Raw genomic sequence first — 18,903 nt, forward strand, 5'->3', positions numbered from 1 at the left:
GAGCCGCCGACGGTGCCCGAGCTTGCCGCCACGGCGGATCTGGATTCCGGGCTCACCTGTGGCGCCCCGGAATGACGATGGTGGGGAAACCCCGGGAGAGCCGCGGGCGATGGCCTTCGTGTCGTGAAAGCCGGCCTCGACTGCCGCTATGAGAACGACGCCTCGACCAGCTCCGGCATCAGCTTGCCGCCGCGGAAGGTCGCGCCGGTGCGGATGGAGGTGACGATCGCCTCGGCCGGCGAGAACAGCGCGCCGTCGATCTTGTAGAAGTCGCCGTTCACCCGCGAGAAGATCTCGGCGAAGGGCGCGCCGTGGTCGCTCGACGTGGTCGAGGGCAGCTGCTCGGCGAGCTGCTTGGCCTCCGCGTCGTCGGCGTCGACGAAGAGCTGGACCCGGCCGCCGTAGATGATCGCGTCGTTGGTGCGGCCCATCGCCTTGATGAAGTCCGGGTGCTGCGGCGACAGCGGCGCCGAGCCGATGCCGTCGACGATCCGGTGCAGGTCGAAGCCGACCGTGTGCGCCTTGTGGAGGGCGACCTCGAGCACGCGGGCAACGACCTGTGTCGCGCCGGCGAGGCTCTGGGTCGGCGCGAAGATGAAGGTCAGGTCCTCCGGGCGCAGGGAGCAGGCCTCGGCGACCTTGGCGACGACGCTGGCCGGCGGCCCGCCGGCGGCCTCGAGCACCAGGGCGGTCTTCGTGGCCGAATCGCGGTAGCCGAGCTCCTTGTAGAGGTCCTCGACCACGGCGACGGCGCGGCCCGGGCCGGAGCCGAGGGCGAAGAAGCCGGAATCGCCGTCCTCGTCGGCGAGCGACCAGCCGGCATACTGGCTGCCGAGGCAGGCCAGCACCGGGTCGGCGGCGTGGACGACCACCGAGTACGGCCAGGACGGGATCGGGCCCGACGGGCTGATCGAGACGGTACCGAGGCCGCCGAGGCAGATCTCGGCGATCCGGCGGCCGGCCTCGATCGAGCCGCGCGCCGAGGCGCCGGCGTCGACCATGCGCGCGCCGCCCGGCACCTGTGTCACGGACAGGCGCAGAACGTCGGCGTCAGCGACGAAGCGCTCCACCAGGGGGGTCGCGATGGCGTTCAGGCTCGGCTGGTTGGTGCTCATGCGTTTCCTCCTCGGACAGCCGGTCGCGCAAGCTGGCGATCCGGGTCCCCAATTCTTGTCGTGCCGCCGGCCCGTCCGGCCCCCCCGCCAGGACCGTGCAGAGCGGGGCGTCCCGCATCACCCGTGTCCCGGCGCGGGGCCGGTCCCGCACGTGGTCCGGCCAAGCGACCGCCGGGACGACGGCGTGATCCCGCGCCGCGTAACAGATCTGCGAGGCCGCCGCATCCTCCGGCGCCGGCCCGATCTCGGGCGCGTGGCCGAGGCAGGCCTCGACATGCGCGCGAAGCAGCGGCACGCCGCGCCGGTCGAGCACGTCGAGGGTGGCGCCCGGGCGCGGGTTGATCTCGGTCAGCCACCATGCCTCGCCGTCGGACAGAAAGTCGACGCTCGCGAGCCCGCGCAGCCCGGTCGCGCGGACCAGCTCGTCGGCCGCCTCCGTGACGGCGGCGACGATGGCGTCCGGCAGCGCGGAGGCCTCCCGCCGCCCCGGCGCCAGCGCGCCGGCATAGCGGAACGGGCGCAGGAGAGACGGCGCGCTCCACTGCTCGGTCAGCGCCAGGATGCGCGCGCCCGACGCGTCGGCCAGGATGTTGAGCGCGAAGGCGCGGCCCGGGACCCGGGCCTGGAAATAGGCGCCCGCCGGCGCCGGCCCGCTTGTCGCCGTGCGGATATGGCTCCCGCCCGAGCCCCCGGCCCGCTTGAGCAGCCAGGCCTTCGGGTCGTCGAGCCGCGCCCGCGTCACCGCCGGATGCGGGATGGCGAGCGTCGCGCACAGGGCCGCGAAGCGCAGCGGGTCCTTCAGCGCGGACACGGTCTCGGCCCCCGCGCCGACCAGGCGATGGCGCCGCCCGATCGCAGCGATCAGCGCGGGTGCGGCTTCGAAGCCGCTGCCGAGCACCACGCCGAGCGGAGCACCGCCGGCCATCGCCGACAGCGCGTCGAGATGGGCGAGCACCGTCTCCGCGAGCCGTCCCGTGCCGAACCGGCCCTCGAGCGGGCGATGCGCCGCGGCGAGTTCCAGGGTGTCCGAATCGGCGAACAGGTCGGCGACGAACGGGCGCAACCCGGCGCGGCGGGCGGCCTCGGCCAGGGCCCGCCCCGACTGGGCCGCGATCAGGATCGCCGCGCCGGCCATGATCGCCCCGCCGGCCTTGCCGGTCTCAGCCGGCGATCTCGACGGCGAGGGCGTAGGCGTCGCGGAAATCGAGGCAGAGCGGCGCCTCGGCCGCGAGCATCCGCCCGAACAGCTGCTTCTGCGTCTGGTACTTCACGTTGCCGACGGCGAGCGCGCCGATGCCGACGCCCTTGCCGACCGGAAGCGCCACGTCCACCGCGTTGACGTCGATCCCGGCGATGCCCGCCGGCGGCACCGCGTTGACGTCCGAGGCGACGAGCAGGTTCGGGGCCGCGCGCAGGTCCTCGGCCGAGAGGATCGGAATGCCGGCGGGGCCGGCCGAAAGGATCACGTCGGCATCCGCGATCGCCTTGCGGCGGTCGTCCGGCGTGGTGCCGTCGATGGCGCCGACCTCGATCCCGAAGCGCCACTTCATCGTGAAGGCGATCTTCGAAACCCGCTCCTCGCCGTCATGGCCGACCAGCACCGTCCTGGCGCCTTCGAGCGCGCCGATCACCGCGGCGACGTAGGCGACGACGCCGGCGCCCCCGAAGATGACGATGCGCTTGTCCTTCAGGCCGGTGCCGAATTTCTGGCGCAAGGCCCGCGAGACCTGCGCCACCATCGCCGCGCCGGTGGTGAACGAGCCGGCCGGGTCGGCGAACAGGTGGTTGGCGAAGGGCGGCACGAAGGCCTTCCTGGCCCGGTCGACCATGTCGAGGGCGTCCTCGGCGTTCTTGCCGCCGATGAAGATGCCGGTGCGGACGCCGTCTCCGGGCGCGCGCGAGAAGATCGAATCCTGCGTGAGCGAGACCACGTCCGGCAGCGTCACGTCGGTGTAGGTGACGATGGTCTCGAACCCGGCATCGACGGCCATGTTCACGTCGAACGGGCTCATGTGCTTGAGCGGCGTCAGCATGTGCAGGATCGAGCGGGCCATGGGGATTCCCTGTCTGGTGCGAGGATCGTCGGTCGGTGTCGTTGAGAGTCGCAATCGACGCCCGCGGTCAAGCGTGCCGGTTCAGGCGGTCGTGATCTCGGCGCCCGTGTTCCGGCCCCGCGCGATGAGGAAGCGCAGCGGGCCCGGCCGGTCCAGCCCGGCGACGAGCGCGCGGGCGTCGGCCTCCGACGGCATCAGCGCGAAGCCGGTCGGTCCCCAGGAGCTCTGGCCGTAGCCGGCGACGCCCTGGTCGGCGATCGTCCGCAGCGCCTCCGCGACGGCGGGGCTGGCGTAGCGCCCACCCTGGTGCGGCGCGAAGTGGTCGCCGATCAGGCGCTGGATCTGGGTGATGCCGGCGCCGAAGCCCTGCGGCTCGGCGAGCACCGCCGCCGGCATCACCTGCATGAGCACGATCCGGCAGATCTCGGCGGCCTGGCGCTCGGGAAAGCGCGGCAGCTCGGCGAAGGCGCGCTGCTCGCGCGAGCCGTGGATGCCGGTGGCGTCGCGGTCGAGGATCAGCACGACGCGCCACGGGTCGGGGTAGGCCAGGCGGGCGATCACCGGCGGCGGCGCTCCGGTGGCGTCGCGTCCGCCGTCGACGATCAACCCGCCCTCGGTGAAGGCCGACAGCCCGACGCCGGACCGGTTGCCGCGATCGAGCGCGTTCGAGAAATCCTCGGCCGAGAACGGCTTGCCCGAGAGGCGGGCCAGGGCCGCGGCCACGCTAAGCGCGAGCTGCGTGCCCGAGCCGAACCCGGCATGAGCCGGAATCGCCTCCTCGACCCGGATCGCGACCGATTCGGCGACGCCGAGATGGCTCGCCGCCGCGTGGACGTAGCCGCGGACGCGGCCCTCCTCCGGTCCCGAGACGGACAGCCCGTCGGCGGCGCTCGCGGTGAGTCGGACGCCGGGGGCGTCGATCGCCAGGCCGATGCTGCCGAAGCGGCGGCCGAGTCCGCCATGCAGGTCGAGGAACCCGAAATGCAGGCGCGCCGGCGCGTGGACGTGGACGGAGCGCGAGGCGGCCTCGGAGCGGCCGCGTGCGGGTTCAGACACGTCGATCCCCTCCGCCTTCGCCACGCCGCTTCATCCTGCCGTCGCGGCGGACCTCTCGGGAAATCGGTCCCCGCGGGAGCCGGCTTCTCCCATGGAGGCGCCCCGCCGGGCAACCGCCTGTCGGGGCGAAGCGGCCGCAAATCGCGGCGACAGGGTTGCCTGCGGCGTCCGAGCGATGCAAACGTGCCCTCCAGCGCAGGCATTCCGAGTGCCGCCGGGGCGGGATCGCATCCCGTTCGGGCAGGCCATTCCGGCTGCGACGGTCCTTCGGCCGTCCTCCCCGGTCTTACGGCGACGATCTGCGACGCCTCAAGAAACGGTTCGGGTGAGGACGCATGACAGCCTGGGTGAAGGGTGACGCGACCGATGCGGAGGGCGCCATCGCGGCCGCCGCCGCTCTGCTCGCCGCCGCGCATGCACCGGTCTTCGCCGGACTGAACGCCGACGTCGCCGCGATTCGCGCCGCCTACCGCCTCGCCGGCACGATCGGCGCCTCCCTCGATACGCAGGGCGCCGCCGGCACCTACGCCGACCTCGGAGCGCTCAGCCGCGTCGGCGCGATGACGTCGACGCCGGCCGAGGTCCAGGGGCGGGCCGACGTGGTGCTCGTCGTCGGCGCCAAGGCCGGCACCAGCACCCTTGCCTCGGCCCTGCGCGGCAGCAAGCCGGTGCGCGGCCTCGCGGCCGGGGCCGACCGCCAGGTGCTCGCCGTCGCCGGCGCATCCGCTCAGGCGCTGGCTTCCGACCTCGCCCTGCTCCGCGCCCATGCCAAGGGGCACCTCAAGGACGCCACCCCGCTCAACGAGATCGCCCGCGCGCTCTACGCCGCCCGGTACGGCGCGGTGCTCTACGACCCGGCCGAGCTCGGCGAGCTCGGCGTCGAGACGGTGCAGGGGCTGGTGCGCGACGTGAACGAGATCACGCGCTGCTTCGCGCTCTCGCTCGGCGGCCCCGACCAGGACCGCTCGGTGGTGCAGGTCGCGGCCTGGACCACGGGCCAGGCCCCGCGCACCGGCTTCGGCCGCAAGGTCCCCGAGCACGATCCCTGGCGCTTCGACGCCGCGCGGCAGGTCTCGACCGGCGAGGCCGACGCCGCGCTGTGGCTCTCGACGCTTCCGGCCGCGCGCCCCGACTGGCTCGGCGCCCTGCCCTCGATCGCGATCGTCGGCGCGGGCAGCCTCGAGGCCGCCCCCGGCACCGCCGAGGTCGTGATCGCGGTCGGCGTGCCCGGCGCGAGCGCCGGCGGCGTCCTCTGGAACGAGGGCCGCGCCGCCCTCACCTACCGACCCGGCACGGGGGGCGGCGCTTCGGCCGCCGACGTGCTGGCCCGCATCGAACACCATTTCGCTGGGAAGGATTCCTGATGCTGATCCGGATCCAGGGCGGCCGGGTGGTCGACCCGACGGCCGGCCGCGACGGCGACGGCGACGTCTGGGTGGAGGACGGCCGCGTCGTCGCCCCCTCCGAGCGGACCCCCGACCGCACCGTCGACGCGACGGGCTGCGTGGTGATGGCCGGCGGCGTCGAGGTGCACTCGCACATCGCCGGCGGCAACGTCATCACCTCGCGGCTGCTGCTGCCCGACCTCTACGTCAGCGAGACGGCGCCGAACGGCCACCCCTTCGCCCATGCCGGCGGCGCGGCGGCCTGGATCGGCGCGGCCTACGCCAAGATGGGCTACACCACGGCGGTCGAGCCGGCGATGCCGCCGACCCACGCGCTCGCGACGCAGCTCGAATTGGCCGACATCCCGCTGCTCGACCGCGGCGCGCTCGCGGTGATGGGCAACGACGACCAGCTGCTGCAGCTGCTGCGCGCGGGCGAGAGCCGGGACGCGGTCCGCGACCTCGTGGCGCTCAACGTGGCGCAAAGCCGGGCGCTCGGGGTCAAGTGCATCAACGCCGGTGGCGCCTCGGCCTTCAAGGACGGCGTGCTCAAGCTCAGCCTCGACGACGAGATCCCGGTCTACGGGCTCTCGACCCGCAAGATCATGGGCTCGCTCCTCGACGCGGTCGAGGCGATCGGCGTGCCGCACCCGCTGCACGTCCACTGCAACAACCTCGGGCTGCCCGGCGCCGACGACAGCTTCATCGAGACGCTGGATGCGGCCGAGGGCCGGCGCATCCACTTCGCCCACGCCCAGTTCTACGCCTACGGCGCGGCCGACCCCGCGAACCCGGGCACAGGCGGCTTCCGCTCGGCGGCGCGCCGCATCGTCGACGCGATGCACGCGAACCCGAACGCGACCCTCGACATCGGGCAGGTGGTGTTCGGTCAGACCGTCACGGTCTCGATGGACATCCTGCGCCAGTTCGGCGGCCGCAAGGGCGCCAACCCGAAGAAGTGGGTGCTGAACGCGGGCGATGCCGAGGGCGGCGGCGTGGTGCCGTTCCTGTACAAGCCGCGCGGGCCGACGAGCTCGCTGCAATGGGCGATCGGCCTCGAGATCATGCTGCTCTCGAACGAGCCCGAGCGCACGATCCTGACCACCGACCACCCGAACGGCGGCCCGTTCACCGCCTATCCGCGCATCATCCACCTGCTGATGGACAAGGAGGAGCGCGACCGCGAGATCGCGACGCTGCCCAAGGTCGTCGGCGAGCGCTCGTCGCTGCCCGAGATCGAGCGCGAATACTCCTTCTCCGAGATCGCCGAGCTGACCCGCTCGGGGCCGGCCAAGCTCCTCGGCCTTTCCGATCGCGGGCACCTGCGCGCCGGCGCGCGCGCCGACATCGCGGTCTACCGCGAGGACAGGAACCGCACCGCGATGTTTGCGAGCGCCAAGCTCGTGCTCAAGGACGGCGTGGCGATCGTCGAGGACGGCGAGGTCGTGCACTGGCACGTCGGCCGCTCGCTGTCGCTCACCGTCGAGTCCGACAAGGCGATGGAGCGCCGCACCGACGCCTACCTGCAGGACCGGTTCGGCCAGGGGCTCGACAGCTTCGCCGTGCCGGACGCGGCCTTCCCCGAGGCCGAGGTGTTCGAGGACGTGGCATGCCGGGCATGAGCGAGCGGCTTTGCGCGAGGGACGGGAACCGGAATGTCTGACCTCACCCTCAACGGCATCCGCGTCGAGGACACCTTCGCGGAGGCGTTCGACGTCGCCGGCACCGCGATCGTCGTCACCAACGACACCGCGAAGTGGGCGATGATCGCCGCCACGACCATGACCGGCTTCGCCACCTCGGTGATCGGCTGCGGCGCCGAGGCCGGGATCGACGCCGAGCTGTCGCCCGAGGAGACGCCGGATGGGCGCCCGGGCGTGCGCATCCTGCTGTTCGGGTTCGAGCCGAATGGGCTCAAGGAGCAGCTGCTGAAGCGCGTCGGGCAGTGCATCCTCACCTGCCCCGGGACGGCGTGCTTCGCCGGCGTCGAGGGGCCGACCAAGATCAAGCTCGGCGGCGCGATCCGCTACTTCGGCGATGGTTTCGCCATCGCCAAGCGCCTGCCGGACCACACCGGCAGGATGCGGCGCTACTGGCGCATCCCGGTGATGGACGGCGAGTTCCTGTGCGAGGATTCCGTGCGCGCGGTCGACGGCGCGGTCGGCGGCGGCAATCTGCTGTTCCTCGGCCGCACCCACGCCGAGACGCTGACGGTGGCCGAGATCGCCGTGGAAGCCGCCAAGGCCATCCCCGGGGCGATCCTGCCCTTCCCCGGCGGCATCGTCCGCTCCGGCTCGAAGGTCGGCGGCCGCACCAAGGGCATGATGGCCTCAACCAACGACGCCTACTGCCCGACGCTGAAAGGCCGGGCCGGCTCGGCGCTGCCGCCCGAATGCGGCGTGGTCCTGGAGATCGTCATCGACGCGCTGACCTCGCAGGGCGTCTCCGATTCGATGCGGGCGGCGCTCCACGCCGCGACCGAGATCGGCGCGCAGCACGGCCTCGTCGCGGTCACCGCCGGCAATTACGGCGGCAACCTCGGGCGGCACCACTACCGCCTGCGCGACTTGCTCGACAAGAATCCCGCCGCGAAGGAGACCGTAGCGTGAGCGTCCTCTCCCTGCGGCAGGCGCCCCCCGAGCGCCTCGACTTCCTCAACATCGCGCCGGCGACCCTGGCCGCGCTCTCGCCGGCCGAGGCCGAGCGCCTGCCGATCGGCACCACCCGGCGCGGCCTCGTGCTCGGCGACTGCTTCCAGGTGTCGCTCGACGGCGGCGACAGCCTCACCATCGAGGGCGGCCACGAGCGGCTCGATCGCGTCGGCGGCGCGCTCGCGGCCGGCACGATCCGCGTCGTCGGCGACGTCGGCCAGCGGCTCGGCGAGGGCATGGCCGGCGGCATGCTGACCGTCACCGGCACGGCCGGCCCGTTCGCCGGCACCGGCGCCACCGGCGGCACCATCACCATCGCGGGCGATGCCGGCGATTACGCCGGCGGCGCGGTCTACGCGGCCAAGGCCGGGCTCGACGGCGCGACGCTGGTCATCAAGGGCACCGCCGGCCGCCATCTCGGCGACCGCATGCGGCGCGGGCTGATCCTGGTCGAGCGCGCGGGCGATTACGCCGGCTCGCGGATGATCGCCGGCACGATCGCCGCCGGGTCCGTCGGCGACGACGCCGGCTACGGCATGCGCCGCGGCACGCTCCTCCTCGGCAGCCACGGGCGCCTGACGCCGACCTTCGTCGAGACCGGCGAGCACGACCTCGTCTTCCTGCGGCTGCTGGCGCGCTCGCTCAAGACCCTGAGCCCGCGCCACGCCGAGATCGCCGCCGGCCCGCTGCGGCGCTATTCCGGCGACCTCGCGACGATCGCCAAGGGCGAGATCTGGGCGGCGGCCTGAGAGCCGCTCCTGCCTCCCCCCGCAGTGGGGGGGGAGGCAGGCTCACGTGCCGTCCTCGCCGCATCGCTTCCCACGGACCTCGGCGTCGTCTTAAGATCCTCTCAACCCGGCCGCGGAGCCGGGACCCTGCGAGGACGTCCTGCCGATGCTGATCCTGCTGTCCGCCTGCCTGCTGTCGCAACCGACGCAGTGCCACGACGACCAGATCCCGATGTCCTACGAGGGCAGCAACCCGTTCATCTGCCTGCGCCACGCCCAGAGCGTCCTCGCCGAATGGCAGGCGGCGCATCCCGACCTCCACGTCGCGAAGTGGCGCTGTGCCGTTCGCGGCACGGTGCCCAAGGACCTGTGACCGCCGCGGACCGAAGCTGAACGGATCCCGACGCGTCCGCTCGCGAACGGTTCAGCCTCCCTCGATCATCCTCCGGGCTTCGATGGCCGCCGGCCACGCATTGCGCGAGGACATGTCGTGTCGCTCCACCGTTTCCGTCTTGCCGGGTTCTGCGCGCTCGTCCTCGCGGGCCAAGCCTCCGTCGGCGCCGCACGGGCCGCGGATTTCGACGGGCCCTATCCGCCGCCGCACCCGGAATACGGCGGCTACGCCCACCGGGAGCCGCCCCCGCCCGAGCCGGCCTTCCGCCGCCCGCGCTTCACCGCCGGCCCGGATTTCGAGACGCCCGAGCGCTGCCGCAGCTTCGTGAAGCGCCGCATCGACGCCTATGGCGAGGAGGTGGTGCGCCGTGTCCGGGTCTGCGACGAGCCGGGCGGATACGACGACGGCCCGCATCGCCCGGTCGTCTTCGATCACCCGCCGCGGCCGCCGGTCGACATCCCGGATCGCGGTTGGGGCGGCCCGCGCTGGTAGCCCGGGGGGCGAGGACGCCCCCGCCTGAGGTGGCCGAGGTCTCCGTGGCGGAAACGCGACGTCCCGCCGTATCGGCGATCATCCTGCGATCCAGGGATCACGGGATCGATGTCACGCCCGGATCGGCGCCTTCTTGAGGGCGGCGGCGAAGGCCTTGAGCTGGCGGTTCAGGTCCGCCAGCTCGTTCAGCGCGATCGTCTTGTGCCCGTCCTTGACGGCACGCTCGATGTCCTCGACCTGCGAGGCGGCGAGGCGCCGGATTGCGGTGGCGACTTGGTCACGGGTCAACGGCGCCTCTCCCGGCACGACGCATGAGGGATGCTCGGTGATAGGTCGACAGGCTTAACCGTTGGTGTGCGGGCCTCCTCGCGCGCGGGCCCGCATCAGTCGTCCGGCGCGGTCGGCGGGGGCGGCGCCAGCGCGGCCTCGGCCGCCTGCAGGCCGGCCCGCGCCTTCGCCATCGCCGCGGCCTTGGCGCCGGTCTCGGCGTTCAACGCTTCGAGGAAGGCGGTCCAGTTCCCGCGCAGCGCCGGCGGCATCTCGGCGTCGAGACGGTCGCGCAGCTGCGCCATCCGGGCGACGGGGCTGTCCGCCGGACCGGCCCCGTCCGAATCGTAGACGCCGACGCCGCACACCTGGTCGCCGGCGCGGGTGTAGTAGGTGGTCTTCTGGAGCGCGACGGTGCTGCCCGGCTTGGGGAACAGGTAGCGGATCTCGGCGACCGTGCCGGCCTTGGCCGTCTCCATCATCCGGCGGATGAAGTAGGTGCCGTTGCTGTCGTGCAGGTCGCGCACGTTCTGGCCCTGCAGGATCGGGTTGGGATGCGCGCTCATCACGCCGTCCGGCCCGACGCAGAAGACGTAGGTGTCGGCGGTGCGGAACCCCGCCTCCCCCTTGGTGAAATGCGTGAGCGCTGCCGGCGCGTCGGCCGCGATCGCCGCGACGACGTGCTCCAGCATCCACTTGGCGGAGGCTTCCGAGCCGGCATCGCCGCAGGAGACCGGCGCCTCCCCGTCGCCGCAGGCGCGCCCGGGCTGGGGCGTCGCCGCCAACCCGATCGCGGCGAGGAGGGACGCAACGAATACGGAGCGAAGCAATGCCATCGGTCGCGCCTCGACGATCAAGCGAAGGCCGCGCGCGGCGGCATGGCGTGCGCACGTCCGTTGCAGATGGATCCGTGGCTCGACAAGTCATGGTCGAAGCAGCCGGGATGGACGGCAGCTTCCATCGATTTCGTCGAATCTTCAAGCGCGAAATCGAGCATTCGAAACGCGCGAAAACAGTAGACCGGCGCGCGTCGGCGCCGGCGCATCTCCTGCGGGCCGAAGCGGCGCGACCCGTCCGCGGGTCGCGCCCTCGGCGCCGGGCATCGGCGTGGCCGTGGCGCGGCTCAGGTCCGCCAGGGGTGGGCCGGCAGCTCGGTCTTGCCGATCGTGCTGGCGCCGGCCTCGGCCACCACGTGGTCGTTCTCCACGGTCGAGCCGCTGACGCCGATGGCGCCCGACATCTCGCCGTCCGCGTCGACGATCGGGATGCCGCCGGGGAAGGTGATCAGCCCGTCGTTCGAGTGCTCGATGCCGTAGAGCGGGCCGCCCGGCTGCGACAGCGCGCCGATCTGCCCGGTCATCATGCCGAAGAACACCGAGGTCTTGGCCTTCTTCTGGGCGATGTCGATCGAGCCGACCCAGGCGCCGTCCATGCGGTAGAACGCCTTCAGGTTTCCGCCGGAATCGACGACGGCGATGCACATCTGCGTGCCGAGTTCGGCGGCCTTGGCTTTGGCGGCGGCGATCGCGGTCTCCGCCTGCTCGATGGTGACGTGCATGGTGTCATCTCCCTGATGGCGCCGCCGGACCGGGGCGCGTCGTCCCCGCAGCCTCGGCGGGGATACCGATCGACAACGGCCGAGGTTGCGCCCGGTGCCGAGAACAAGGACGGCCGCCCCGGATGTCCCGGGGCGGCCGCGGATCGATCGCGTCGGTCGGCCTGCCTCTGCCGGCCTACTTGGCCGACATCGCGTTGGCCTTCTCGATCAGCGCCTCGGCCATGCGGATCGAGGCGATGTCGATCAGGCGGCCGTCGAGGGAGACGGCGCCGCGCCCGGCCTTGGCGGCCTCTTCCATCGCCACGAGGATGCGGCGCGCCTTGGTGACCTCGGCCTCGGACGGGGTGAACACCTCGTTGGCGAGGTCGATCTGCGAGGGGTGGATCGCCCACTTGCCCTCGTAGCCGGCCGACGCGCAGCGCCGGGCCGCGGAGGTGTAGCCGTCGGGATCGGAGAAGTCGCCGAACGGGCCGTCGATCGGGCGCAGGCCGTAGGCGCGGCAGGCCACCAGCATGCGCTGCTGGGCGAACAGCCACGGATCCTGCCAATGGGTCTCGCGCTTGCCGCTCTCGTCCTTGTCGGTGAGCACGCTGTAATCGGGGTTCACCCCGCCGATGACTTGGGCGCGGGCGCGGCAGGACGCGGCGTAGTCGGCGACGCCGAAGGACATCGCCTCGAGGCGCTTCGAGGAGGTCGCGATCGCCTCGACGTTGGCCATGCCAAGCGCGGTCTCGATCAGCACCTCGAAGCCGAGCTTCTTCTCGCGCTTCTTGGCCTGCTCGATCTGCGTCACCAGCACATCGATGGCGTAGACGTCGGCCGGCACGCCGACTTTCGGGATCAGGATCATGTCCAGGCGCGGACAGGCTTCGACGATGTCGACCACGTCGCGGTACATGTAGTGGGTGTCGAGACCGTTGATGCGGATCATCATGGTCTTCGAGCCCCAATCGATGTCGTTGAGGGCAGCGATGATGTTGGTGCGGGCCTTCTCCTTGTCGTCCGGCGCGACCGCGTCCTCAAGGTCGAGGAAGATCACGTCGGCGTTCGAGGTGGCTGACTTCTCCATGAAGGTCGGGTTCGAGCCTGGCACCGCGAGTTCGGAGCGGTGGAGCCGCGGGGTGGCCTGCTGGACGAGGGTGAAGCTCATGGGGGGTCTCCTGTTCTTCTGGGAAGTCGGGCGGCTTGCGGTGCCGCCGTCAGAGCGCGGGCTCAGCTAGGCCGCCCGAACCGTCGGTTTCAACATGGGCCTGTGCGTTCTCGGCGACAGGCCTAGGCGATACGTTTGCATCAGCCGGTCGCACCGAAGCCGACGGCGATGCAGTTGATCGAGAGCAGGAGCGCGGATTTCACCGCCTCGCGCTTGTCCTCGTCGGTCTCGGCGCGGAACCGGCGCAGCAGCTCGACCTGCTCGCGGCCGACCTGGTTGATCGTCGGCAGGCGGCCGGTGAGACGGTCGCGGAACAGCGGCGCGCGCTCGGCCAGCTCCCGCCCGCCGGTGATCCGCAGCACCATCTCGCGCGTCAGTGCGTACTCGGCTTCGATCATCCCGAAGATGCGGTCGCGGATCTCCGGGTCGGCGACGAGGCCGGCGTAATCCCGGGCGATGCCGAGATCGACCATGAGCAGCGTCTTCTCGACCTCGTCGAGGATCAGGCGGAACAGCCGGCATTCCTGGAACAGGCGCTTGAGCAGCGCTTCGCCCTGGTCGCCGCGCACGTCGAGGAAGCTGCGGATGCCGGAGCCGACGCCGTACCAGCCGGTGACGACGTGCCGGTTCTGCGACCATGCGAACACCCAGGGGATCGCGCGCAGGTCGCTCAACGACTTCGCCCCGAAGCGCCGCGCCGGGCGCGAGCCGATGTTGAGCAGCGCGATCTCGTCGAGTGGGCTCGCGGCCTGGAAGTAGTCCACGAGGCCGTCGGCCTGGAGCAGGTTGACGTAGGCCGCGCGCGAGGCGCCGGACAGCGCCTCCAGCGCATCGTCGAACTCGTGCCGGGGCTGGTTCGCGCGCTGCCGCTCGGATTGCAGCGCGTGCTCGAACACGGAGGCCGCCAGCAGCTCCATCTGGTAGGCGGCGGTGCCGCGGTTGGCGTACTTGAACGAGACCACCTCGCCCTGCTCGGTGGTGCGGAAGCGGCCGTTGATCGAGCCGGGCGGCTGCGCGTCGATCCCGCGCTGGGTCGGCACGCCGCCGCGGCTCACCGAGCCGCCGCGCCCGTGGAAGAACGCGATCGGCACGCCGGCTTCCTTGCCGAGCGCCGTCAGCTTCGCCTGCGCCTTGTACAGCTCCCAGTTCGAGGCGACGAAGCCGCCGTCCTTGTTCGAATCTGAGTAGCCGATCATCACCTCCTGCACGCCGCCCTGCCAGCGGGTGGAGCGGCGGACCACCGGGATGCCGACGAGCTCCTTCATGATCGCCGGCGCGGCGCGCAGGTCCTCGATGGTCTCGAACAGCGGCACGATCGGCAGCGGGCAGATCTCGGTACCGGCGGCGTCGAGGTAGAGGCCGGCCTCCTTGGCCAGCAGGTAGGCGCCGAGGATGTCGGGCACCGAGCGGGTCATCGACAGGACGAAGGCGCCGAACGCCTCGCGGTCGAGGGTGTCGCGCATCTCGCCGACGAGCGCGAAGGTGGCCAGGGTCTCGCGGGCGTCGTCCGGCAGGCCCTCGAACGAGGTTTCGCCGGTCCGCGGCCGCGCCAGCTCGGCGACGAGCCAGGCCTTCCACTCGGCCGACTCGAGGTCCGGCGGCGCCTTGCCGCCGCTCTGGCGGGCGTAGAGCGCGTGCAGCGTCTTCGTGGTGCGGGTGGTGTTCTCGCGCAGGTCGAGGCGGACGGTGGAGAACCGGAAGATCTCGACCATGCGCCGCACCGGCCGCACGAGGTCGGTGGCGAGCGAGGTGCACTTGGCGTCCGCGAGGCCCTGCTCCAGGGTGCGCAGGTCGTTGATCAGCCCGTCGGCGCTCGGGTAGTCCGGCCCGCTCGTGCGGCCGCCCTCGTTGCGCCGGATCGTCGCCTCGATCTTGCGCAGGATGCAGGACAGGTACTGGCGATAGGCCTCGCCGGGGTTGCGGCCGGCGATCGCCTTGGCGTCGCCGCTCTCGGACAGGGCCCGGGCCAGCTCGGCCCGGAAGGTCTCGGGCACCGGCATCGAGCGCTCGGTGAGCGACAGCACCCGGCCGAGATGAAGCACGCCGTCGCGGTAGCGCCTGAGCGAGGCGAGCGCGTTCCACTTCAGCGTCTCGCGGGTGACGCTGGCGGTGACGTAGGGATTGCCGTCGCGGTCTCCGCCGATCCAGGAGCCGAATTGAAAGAAGGCCGGCACCTCGAACTTCTCGTCCGGATAGTACTGCGCCAGGGATTCCTCGAGCGAGTAGACCACCTCCGGCAGCATCTCGAACAAGGTCTCGTCGAAGAAGTGCAGGCCCCAGGAGACCTCGCGCTCGACGGTGGCCTTCTCCAGGTGCAGCTCGCCGGTCATCCAGACCAGCTCGATCTGGTCGCGCAGCTCGTTCATCAGGCCGTTGCGCTCGCGCGTGGTCCAGCGCGGCAATTCGAGCTCGCGCAGCACGAGGTAGATGCGCCGGAACTTCTCCAGCACGGTCACGCGCTTGCCCTCGGTCGGGTGGGCGGTGATCGTCGGGCGGATGCGCAGGTCCTTCAGCAGGGCATGGATCTGCGGCGCCGGGATGCCGCCGGCCGAGGCTTCCGCCAACACCTTGGCGAAGGACCCGCCGAGGGCCGAGCGGCCCTCCGTGCGCTCGACGTGCCGGCGCCGGCGCATGGCGACGTTCTGCTCGGCGATCGACAGCAGCTGGAACCAGATGCCCTGCACCTGGAGCGCCCGGGCCAGCATCTCGGGCGTGAAGGTCGAGATGTCGGCGGTGCCGTGCAGCACGGCCTCCAGCTCCGGCTCGTGCCGGCGCGCCACGTCGAGCAGCGCGTGGAACAGGATGTCGAGGGCTTCCTTCGACGAGGTGCCGGTGATCACCGGCGGGGCGAAGGCGTTCTCGTCGGCATGGCCGAGGGAGGCGTGAAGGGTCTTTGGCATCGGATCAAGCCACCTGGGGCGGATATCGTTTTGGCGGGGGTGGCACCGCGCGGCCCCCTCTCCCGAGCGGGAGAGGATTGGGGTTAGGGGCTAGGTCATTCCGGAGAGGTCACGCCCCTCACCCTGTCCCTCTCCCGAACGGGAGAGGGGACCCGCGCTTCAGGTTCGCGCTTCGGGCGCTACGCCGCCCGCCGCATCACCTCGGCGACGGTGTCGCCGAACGAGCCGGGATCGGGCGCCACGGTCAGCCCGTAGGACCGCATGATCTCGGCCTTCTCGGCCGCGCTGTCGCCGGTGGCCGAGATGATCGCGCCGGCGTGCCCCATGCGGCGGCCCTTCGGTGCCGTGAGCCCGGCGACGAAGCCGATCACGGGCTTCGAGAAGTTCGCCTTGATCCAGGCCGCGGCCTCGGCCTCCTGCGGGCCGCCGATCTCGCCGATCATCAGCACGGCCGCGGTCTCCGGGTCCTGCTCGAACAGCGCGAGGTGGTCGAGGAAGGACGAGCCGTTGATCGGGTCGCCGCCGATGCCGACCGAGGTCGAGATGCCGATGCCGTGCGCCTTCATCTGCGAGGCGGCCTCGTAGCCGAGCGTCCCCGAGCGCGAGATCACGCCGACGTTGCCCTTCAGGTAGATGTGCGGCGGCATGATGCCGAGCATCGACTTGCCGGGCGAGATGATCCCGGCGCAGTTGGGGCCGACCACCATGGTGCGGCGGTCCTTGGGGTAGCGCATCAGGTAGCGCTTCACCCGCATCATGTCCTGGGCCGGGATGCCGTCGGTGATCGAGCAGACCAGCTTCAGCCCGGCATCGGCCGCCTCCATGATCGCGTCCGCAGCGAAGGGCGGGGCGACGAAGGTGATCGAGGTGGTGGCGCCCGTCGCCTCCACGGCGTCCTTGACGGTGTTGAACACCGGCAGGCCGAGATGGGTCTTGCCGCCCTTGCCGGGGGTGACGCCGCCGACGACGTTGGCGCCGTAATCCTTCATCTCCTTGGCGTGGAAGGTGCCCTTGTCGCCGGTGATGCCCTGGACGATGATCGGGGTGGTCTCGTCGATGAGAATGCTCATGGCGGTATCCTTCGCTTATCTCACGGACGTCAGTGCTTGGTGCCGTTGCAGGCCTCGACGGCCTTGCGCGCGGCCTCCGACAGGGTCTCGGCCGTGATCAGGTCGAGCCCGCTCTCGGCCAGGATGCGTTGCCCGGCCTCGACGTTCGTGCCGGCGAGCCGGACGATCAGCGGCACCTCGATCTTCACCTCGCGCGCCGCCTGGACCACGCCCTCCGCGACCCAGTCGCAGCGGTTGATGCCGGCGAAGATGTTGACGAGGATCGCCTTCACGTTCTTGTCCGACAGGACGAGGCGGAAGGCGGTGGCGACGCGCTCGGGGCTCGCGCCGCCGCCGACGTCGAGGAAGTTCGCCGGCTCGCCGCCCGCGTGCTTGATCATGTCCATGGTCGCCATGGCGAGGCCGGCACCGTTGACGATGCAGCCGATCTCGCCCTCGAGCCCGATGTAGCTGAGGTTGTGCTCGGCGGCCTGGGCCTCGCGCGGGTCGCCCTGCGACGGGTCGTGCATGTCGGCGATGTTGCGGCGGCGGAACATCGCGTTGTCGTCGAACGACATCTTGGCGTCGAGCGCCAGCACGCGGTCGTCCTTGGTGACGACGAGCGGGTTGATCTCCAGCATGGTGCCGTCGCAGTCGCGGAACGCCCGGTAGGCGTTCATGATCGTCTTCACCGCGGCCGAGACCTGCTTGATGTTGAGGCCGAGCTGGAACGCGATCTCGCGGGCCTGGAACTGCTGCAGGCCGACGGCCGGCTCGACCACCACCTGGATCAGCGCCTCGGGCTCGCTGGCCGCGATCTCCTCGATGTCCATGCCGCCGCGCTGGGAGGCGATCACGCGGACGCGCTCGGCCTTCCGGTCGAGGACGTAGCCGAGATACAGCTCGCGCTCGAACGGGTCGGCGGTCTCGACGTAGACCCGCTGCACCGGCTTGCCCTCGGGCCCGGTCTGCAGGGTGACGAGGCGCTTGCCGAGCAGCTCGCGGGCGGCATCGCGGACCTCGTTGTAGGTCCGGCACAGCTTGATCCCGCCGGCCTTGCCGCGGGCGCCGGCATGGATCTGGGCCTTCACCGCCCAGAACGAGCCGCCGAGCTCGGTCGCGGCATAGACGGCCTGATCGGCGCTGAAGGCGACGGCGCCCTTGGGAACCGCGACGCCGAAGCTCGCGAGCAGCTCCTTGGCCTGATACTCGTGCACGTCCATCGGGCGCCTCCTTCGGTACTGTTCTTGGCTGCGTTTCTACGCCCTCATTTTACTTTGGGGGAGAGCAGTGTCGCATTAAATTTTTTTGCATTCTCGTTGAGTTCGCCTTGATCGGCGAAGGAATGCTTGCGGTCTTCTTGTTGCGTCGCACAATCTTCTGGCGACGATCGTTTCCCGACTTCGCAATTCGCCCGATGGCGGTCCCCGATCGCCGCCGATCGGGGACCGCCGACGGGCTTCGCGTCAGCTCACCTTGGCCTTGACCACGTCGTAGACCTTCTCGTTGAGCGGGCCGGCATCGCCGAGCAGCGCCTCGAGCTCGGTCAGGCGCGCCTGCGCGAAATCGCGGTCGTCGAGGCCCTTGGCATTGACGTAGACGTTCAGCGCCGCGCTGCGCAGGCCGGCATGGGCCGAGAGCACGGCGACGCCGGCATCCGAGATGACGTTGAGGTTGCCCTTGTCGGCGACCACCTCGGCGAGGTCGATCACCGCGCGGCAGGCGCGGCAGCAGGCGAGCGGCACGTCGGTCGCCACCTTCAGCGCCGCCTGGATCCGCTCGGCGCGGACCGCCTTCTCGTCGTCGGTGGCCTTGGGCAGCCCGTAGGCCCCCATCACCGCGTCGAAGGCGGCGACGTCCTCGGCGATCATGCCGGTGAGCTGCGCCCGCAGCGCCTCGGACTGGACGAGCATGTCCTTCAGCTCGGCCTCGACCTCGACGTACTTCTTCTTGCCGATGGTGAGGTTGCACACCATCGAGACCAGGGCCGCGCCCATGGCGCCGGAGATGGCGGCGGCACCGCCGCCGCCGGGGGTCGGGGCGGCGCTGGCCAGCCCGTCGAGGAAGGTCGCGATCGTATCGTGCTTGGCCATGCGCCCCACTC

Annotated in this window: 18 protein-coding genes; 6 read left to right on the forward strand and 12 right to left on the reverse strand. The window is 71.4% G+C overall.

The genetic code is table 11. The features are described from left to right. Positions 1 to 146: 146 nt before the first annotated feature. The 4 genes from mch to ACFZ8E_RS18000 form a co-directional block, all read right to left on the reverse strand. On the reverse strand, positions 147 to 1,115 hold the full coding sequence (gene mch, locus ACFZ8E_RS17985) for a methenyltetrahydromethanopterin cyclohydrolase (protein ID WP_243987889.1): 969 nt from the start codon (positions 1,113 to 1,115) through the stop codon (positions 147 to 149). Then, entirely contained in the window at positions 1,051 to 2,250 is a 1,200-nt protein-coding gene (locus tag ACFZ8E_RS17990) for an ATP-grasp domain-containing protein (protein WP_405043394.1), read from the reverse strand. The genes mch and ACFZ8E_RS17990 overlap by 65 nt, the downstream gene beginning before the upstream one ends. 25 nt (positions 2,251 to 2,275) lie before the next feature. Then, positions 2,276 to 3,169 (reverse strand): NAD(P)-dependent methylenetetrahydromethanopterin dehydrogenase, encoded by an 894-nt coding sequence (locus ACFZ8E_RS17995; RefSeq protein ID WP_147842522.1) that lies wholly within the window; start codon positions 3,167 to 3,169, stop codon positions 2,276 to 2,278. A gap of 81 nt (positions 3,170 to 3,250) precedes the next feature. Beyond that, a complete protein-coding gene (locus ACFZ8E_RS18000; protein WP_243945723.1) occupies positions 3,251 to 4,225 on the reverse strand; it encodes a beta-ribofuranosylaminobenzene 5'-phosphate synthase family protein in 975 nt (324 codons plus the stop codon). A gap of 335 nt (positions 4,226 to 4,560) precedes the next feature. Here ACFZ8E_RS18000 and ACFZ8E_RS18005 point away from each other — a divergent pair, with 335 nt between their 5' ends. From ACFZ8E_RS18005 to ACFZ8E_RS18030, 6 genes are all read left to right on the forward strand, one after another. After that, positions 4,561 to 5,589 (forward strand): formyltransferase, encoded by a 1,029-nt coding sequence (locus ACFZ8E_RS18005; protein ID WP_147842524.1) that lies wholly within the window; start codon positions 4,561 to 4,563, stop codon positions 5,587 to 5,589. Next, complete coding sequence (locus ACFZ8E_RS18010; RefSeq protein WP_405043395.1) at positions 5,589 to 7,232, forward strand: formylmethanofuran dehydrogenase subunit A; 1,644 nt, start codon at positions 5,589 to 5,591, stop codon at positions 7,230 to 7,232. Before ACFZ8E_RS18005 ends, ACFZ8E_RS18010 begins: the two co-directional genes overlap by 1 nt. Positions 7,233 to 7,265: 33 nt before the next feature. Continuing rightward, complete coding sequence (gene fhcD / locus ACFZ8E_RS18015) at positions 7,266 to 8,219, forward strand: formylmethanofuran--tetrahydromethanopterin N-formyltransferase (RefSeq protein WP_405043396.1); 954 nt, start codon at positions 7,266 to 7,268, stop codon at positions 8,217 to 8,219. After that, the gene (locus ACFZ8E_RS18020) at positions 8,216 to 9,010 is read left to right on the forward strand and encodes a formylmethanofuran dehydrogenase subunit C (RefSeq protein ID WP_405043398.1); all 795 of its coding nucleotides are present in this window, start codon (positions 8,216 to 8,218) and stop codon (positions 9,008 to 9,010) included. Before fhcD ends, ACFZ8E_RS18020 begins: the two co-directional genes overlap by 4 nt. Before the next feature lie 145 nt (positions 9,011 to 9,155). Next, entirely contained in the window at positions 9,156 to 9,362 is a 207-nt protein-coding gene (locus tag ACFZ8E_RS18025; protein ID WP_147729737.1) for a hypothetical protein, read from the forward strand. A gap of 117 nt (positions 9,363 to 9,479) precedes the next feature. Continuing rightward, positions 9,480 to 9,875, forward strand: a complete 396-nt coding sequence (locus ACFZ8E_RS18030; protein ID WP_405043399.1) for a hypothetical protein — start codon at positions 9,480 to 9,482, stop codon at positions 9,873 to 9,875. Positions 9,876 to 9,986: 111 nt separating this feature from the next. Here the strand turns inward: ACFZ8E_RS18030 and ACFZ8E_RS18035 are convergent, their stop codons facing one another. From ACFZ8E_RS18035 to fchA, 8 genes are all read right to left on the reverse strand, one after another. Then, positions 9,987 to 10,163, reverse strand: a complete 177-nt coding sequence (locus tag ACFZ8E_RS18035; RefSeq protein WP_405043400.1) for a hypothetical protein — start codon at positions 10,161 to 10,163, stop codon at positions 9,987 to 9,989. Positions 10,164 to 10,258: 95 nt separating this feature from the next. Next, positions 10,259 to 10,978 carry a cache domain-containing protein gene (locus ACFZ8E_RS18040; protein WP_405043401.1) on the reverse strand — a complete coding sequence of 240 codons (720 nt, stop codon included), beginning with the start codon at positions 10,976 to 10,978 and terminating at the stop codon, positions 10,259 to 10,261. A gap of 287 nt (positions 10,979 to 11,265) precedes the next feature. Then, on the reverse strand, positions 11,266 to 11,700 hold the full coding sequence (locus ACFZ8E_RS18045; protein WP_147726365.1) for a heme-binding protein: 435 nt from the start codon (positions 11,698 to 11,700) through the stop codon (positions 11,266 to 11,268). Between the two features lie 175 nt (positions 11,701 to 11,875). Then, positions 11,876 to 12,850, reverse strand: a complete 975-nt coding sequence (locus ACFZ8E_RS18050; protein ID WP_147726364.1) for a CoA ester lyase — start codon at positions 12,848 to 12,850, stop codon at positions 11,876 to 11,878. Positions 12,851 to 12,990: 140 nt separating this feature from the next. Then, the gene (locus ACFZ8E_RS18055; RefSeq protein WP_405043402.1) at positions 12,991 to 15,750 is read right to left on the reverse strand and encodes a phosphoenolpyruvate carboxylase; all 2,760 of its coding nucleotides are present in this window, start codon (positions 15,748 to 15,750) and stop codon (positions 12,991 to 12,993) included. A 179-nt stretch (positions 15,751 to 15,929) separates the two neighbouring features. Then, positions 15,930 to 16,820 (reverse strand): succinate--CoA ligase subunit alpha, encoded by an 891-nt coding sequence (gene sucD, locus ACFZ8E_RS18060; protein WP_147726362.1) that lies wholly within the window; start codon positions 16,818 to 16,820, stop codon positions 15,930 to 15,932. Between the two features lie 29 nt (positions 16,821 to 16,849). Then, a complete protein-coding gene (locus tag ACFZ8E_RS18065; protein WP_147726361.1) occupies positions 16,850 to 18,022 on the reverse strand; it encodes a malate--CoA ligase subunit beta in 1,173 nt (390 codons plus the stop codon). Between the two features lie 243 nt (positions 18,023 to 18,265). Beyond that, positions 18,266 to 18,892 carry a methenyltetrahydrofolate cyclohydrolase gene (gene fchA, locus ACFZ8E_RS18070; protein WP_405043403.1) on the reverse strand — a complete coding sequence of 209 codons (627 nt, stop codon included), beginning with the start codon at positions 18,890 to 18,892 and terminating at the stop codon, positions 18,266 to 18,268. Between the last annotated feature and the right edge of the window lie 11 nt (positions 18,893 to 18,903).

Source organism: Methylobacterium sp. HMF5984, from assembly GCF_045033435.1.
Taxonomy (GTDB): Bacteria; Pseudomonadota; Alphaproteobacteria; order Rhizobiales; family Beijerinckiaceae; genus Methylobacterium.

Coding starts and splice junctions, on each gene's coding strand:
- mch (WP_243987889.1), bottom strand. CDS start 1,115: ATGAGCACCAACCAGCCGAGCCTGAACGCCATCGCGACCCCCCTGGTG.
- ACFZ8E_RS17990 (WP_405043394.1), bottom strand. CDS start 2,250: ATGGCCGGCGCGGCGATCCTGATCGCGGCCCAGTCGGGGCGGGCCCTG.
- ACFZ8E_RS17995 (WP_147842522.1), bottom strand. CDS start 3,169: ATGGCCCGCTCGATCCTGCACATGCTGACGCCGCTCAAGCACATGAGC.
- ACFZ8E_RS18005 (WP_147842524.1), top strand. CDS start 4,561: ATGACAGCCTGGGTGAAGGGTGACGCGACCGATGCGGAGGGCGCCATC.
- ACFZ8E_RS18010 (WP_405043395.1), top strand. CDS start 5,589: ATGCTGATCCGGATCCAGGGCGGCCGGGTGGTCGACCCGACGGCCGGC.
- fhcD (WP_405043396.1), top strand. CDS start 7,266: ATGTCTGACCTCACCCTCAACGGCATCCGCGTCGAGGACACCTTCGCG.
- ACFZ8E_RS18025 (WP_147729737.1), top strand. CDS start 9,156: ATGCTGATCCTGCTGTCCGCCTGCCTGCTGTCGCAACCGACGCAGTGC.
- ACFZ8E_RS18040 (WP_405043401.1), bottom strand. CDS start 10,978: ATGGCATTGCTTCGCTCCGTATTCGTTGCGTCCCTCCTCGCCGCGATC.
- ACFZ8E_RS18045 (WP_147726365.1), bottom strand. CDS start 11,700: ATGCACGTCACCATCGAGCAGGCGGAGACCGCGATCGCCGCCGCCAAA.
- ACFZ8E_RS18050 (WP_147726364.1), bottom strand. CDS start 12,850: ATGAGCTTCACCCTCGTCCAGCAGGCCACCCCGCGGCTCCACCGCTCC.
- ACFZ8E_RS18055 (WP_405043402.1), bottom strand. CDS start 15,750: ATGCCAAAGACCCTTCACGCCTCCCTCGGCCATGCCGACGAGAACGCC.
- sucD (WP_147726362.1), bottom strand. CDS start 16,820: ATGAGCATTCTCATCGACGAGACCACCCCGATCATCGTCCAGGGCATC.
- ACFZ8E_RS18065 (WP_147726361.1), bottom strand. CDS start 18,022: ATGGACGTGCACGAGTATCAGGCCAAGGAGCTGCTCGCGAGCTTCGGC.
- fchA (WP_405043403.1), bottom strand. CDS start 18,892: ATGGCCAAGCACGATACGATCGCGACCTTCCTCGACGGGCTGGCCAGC.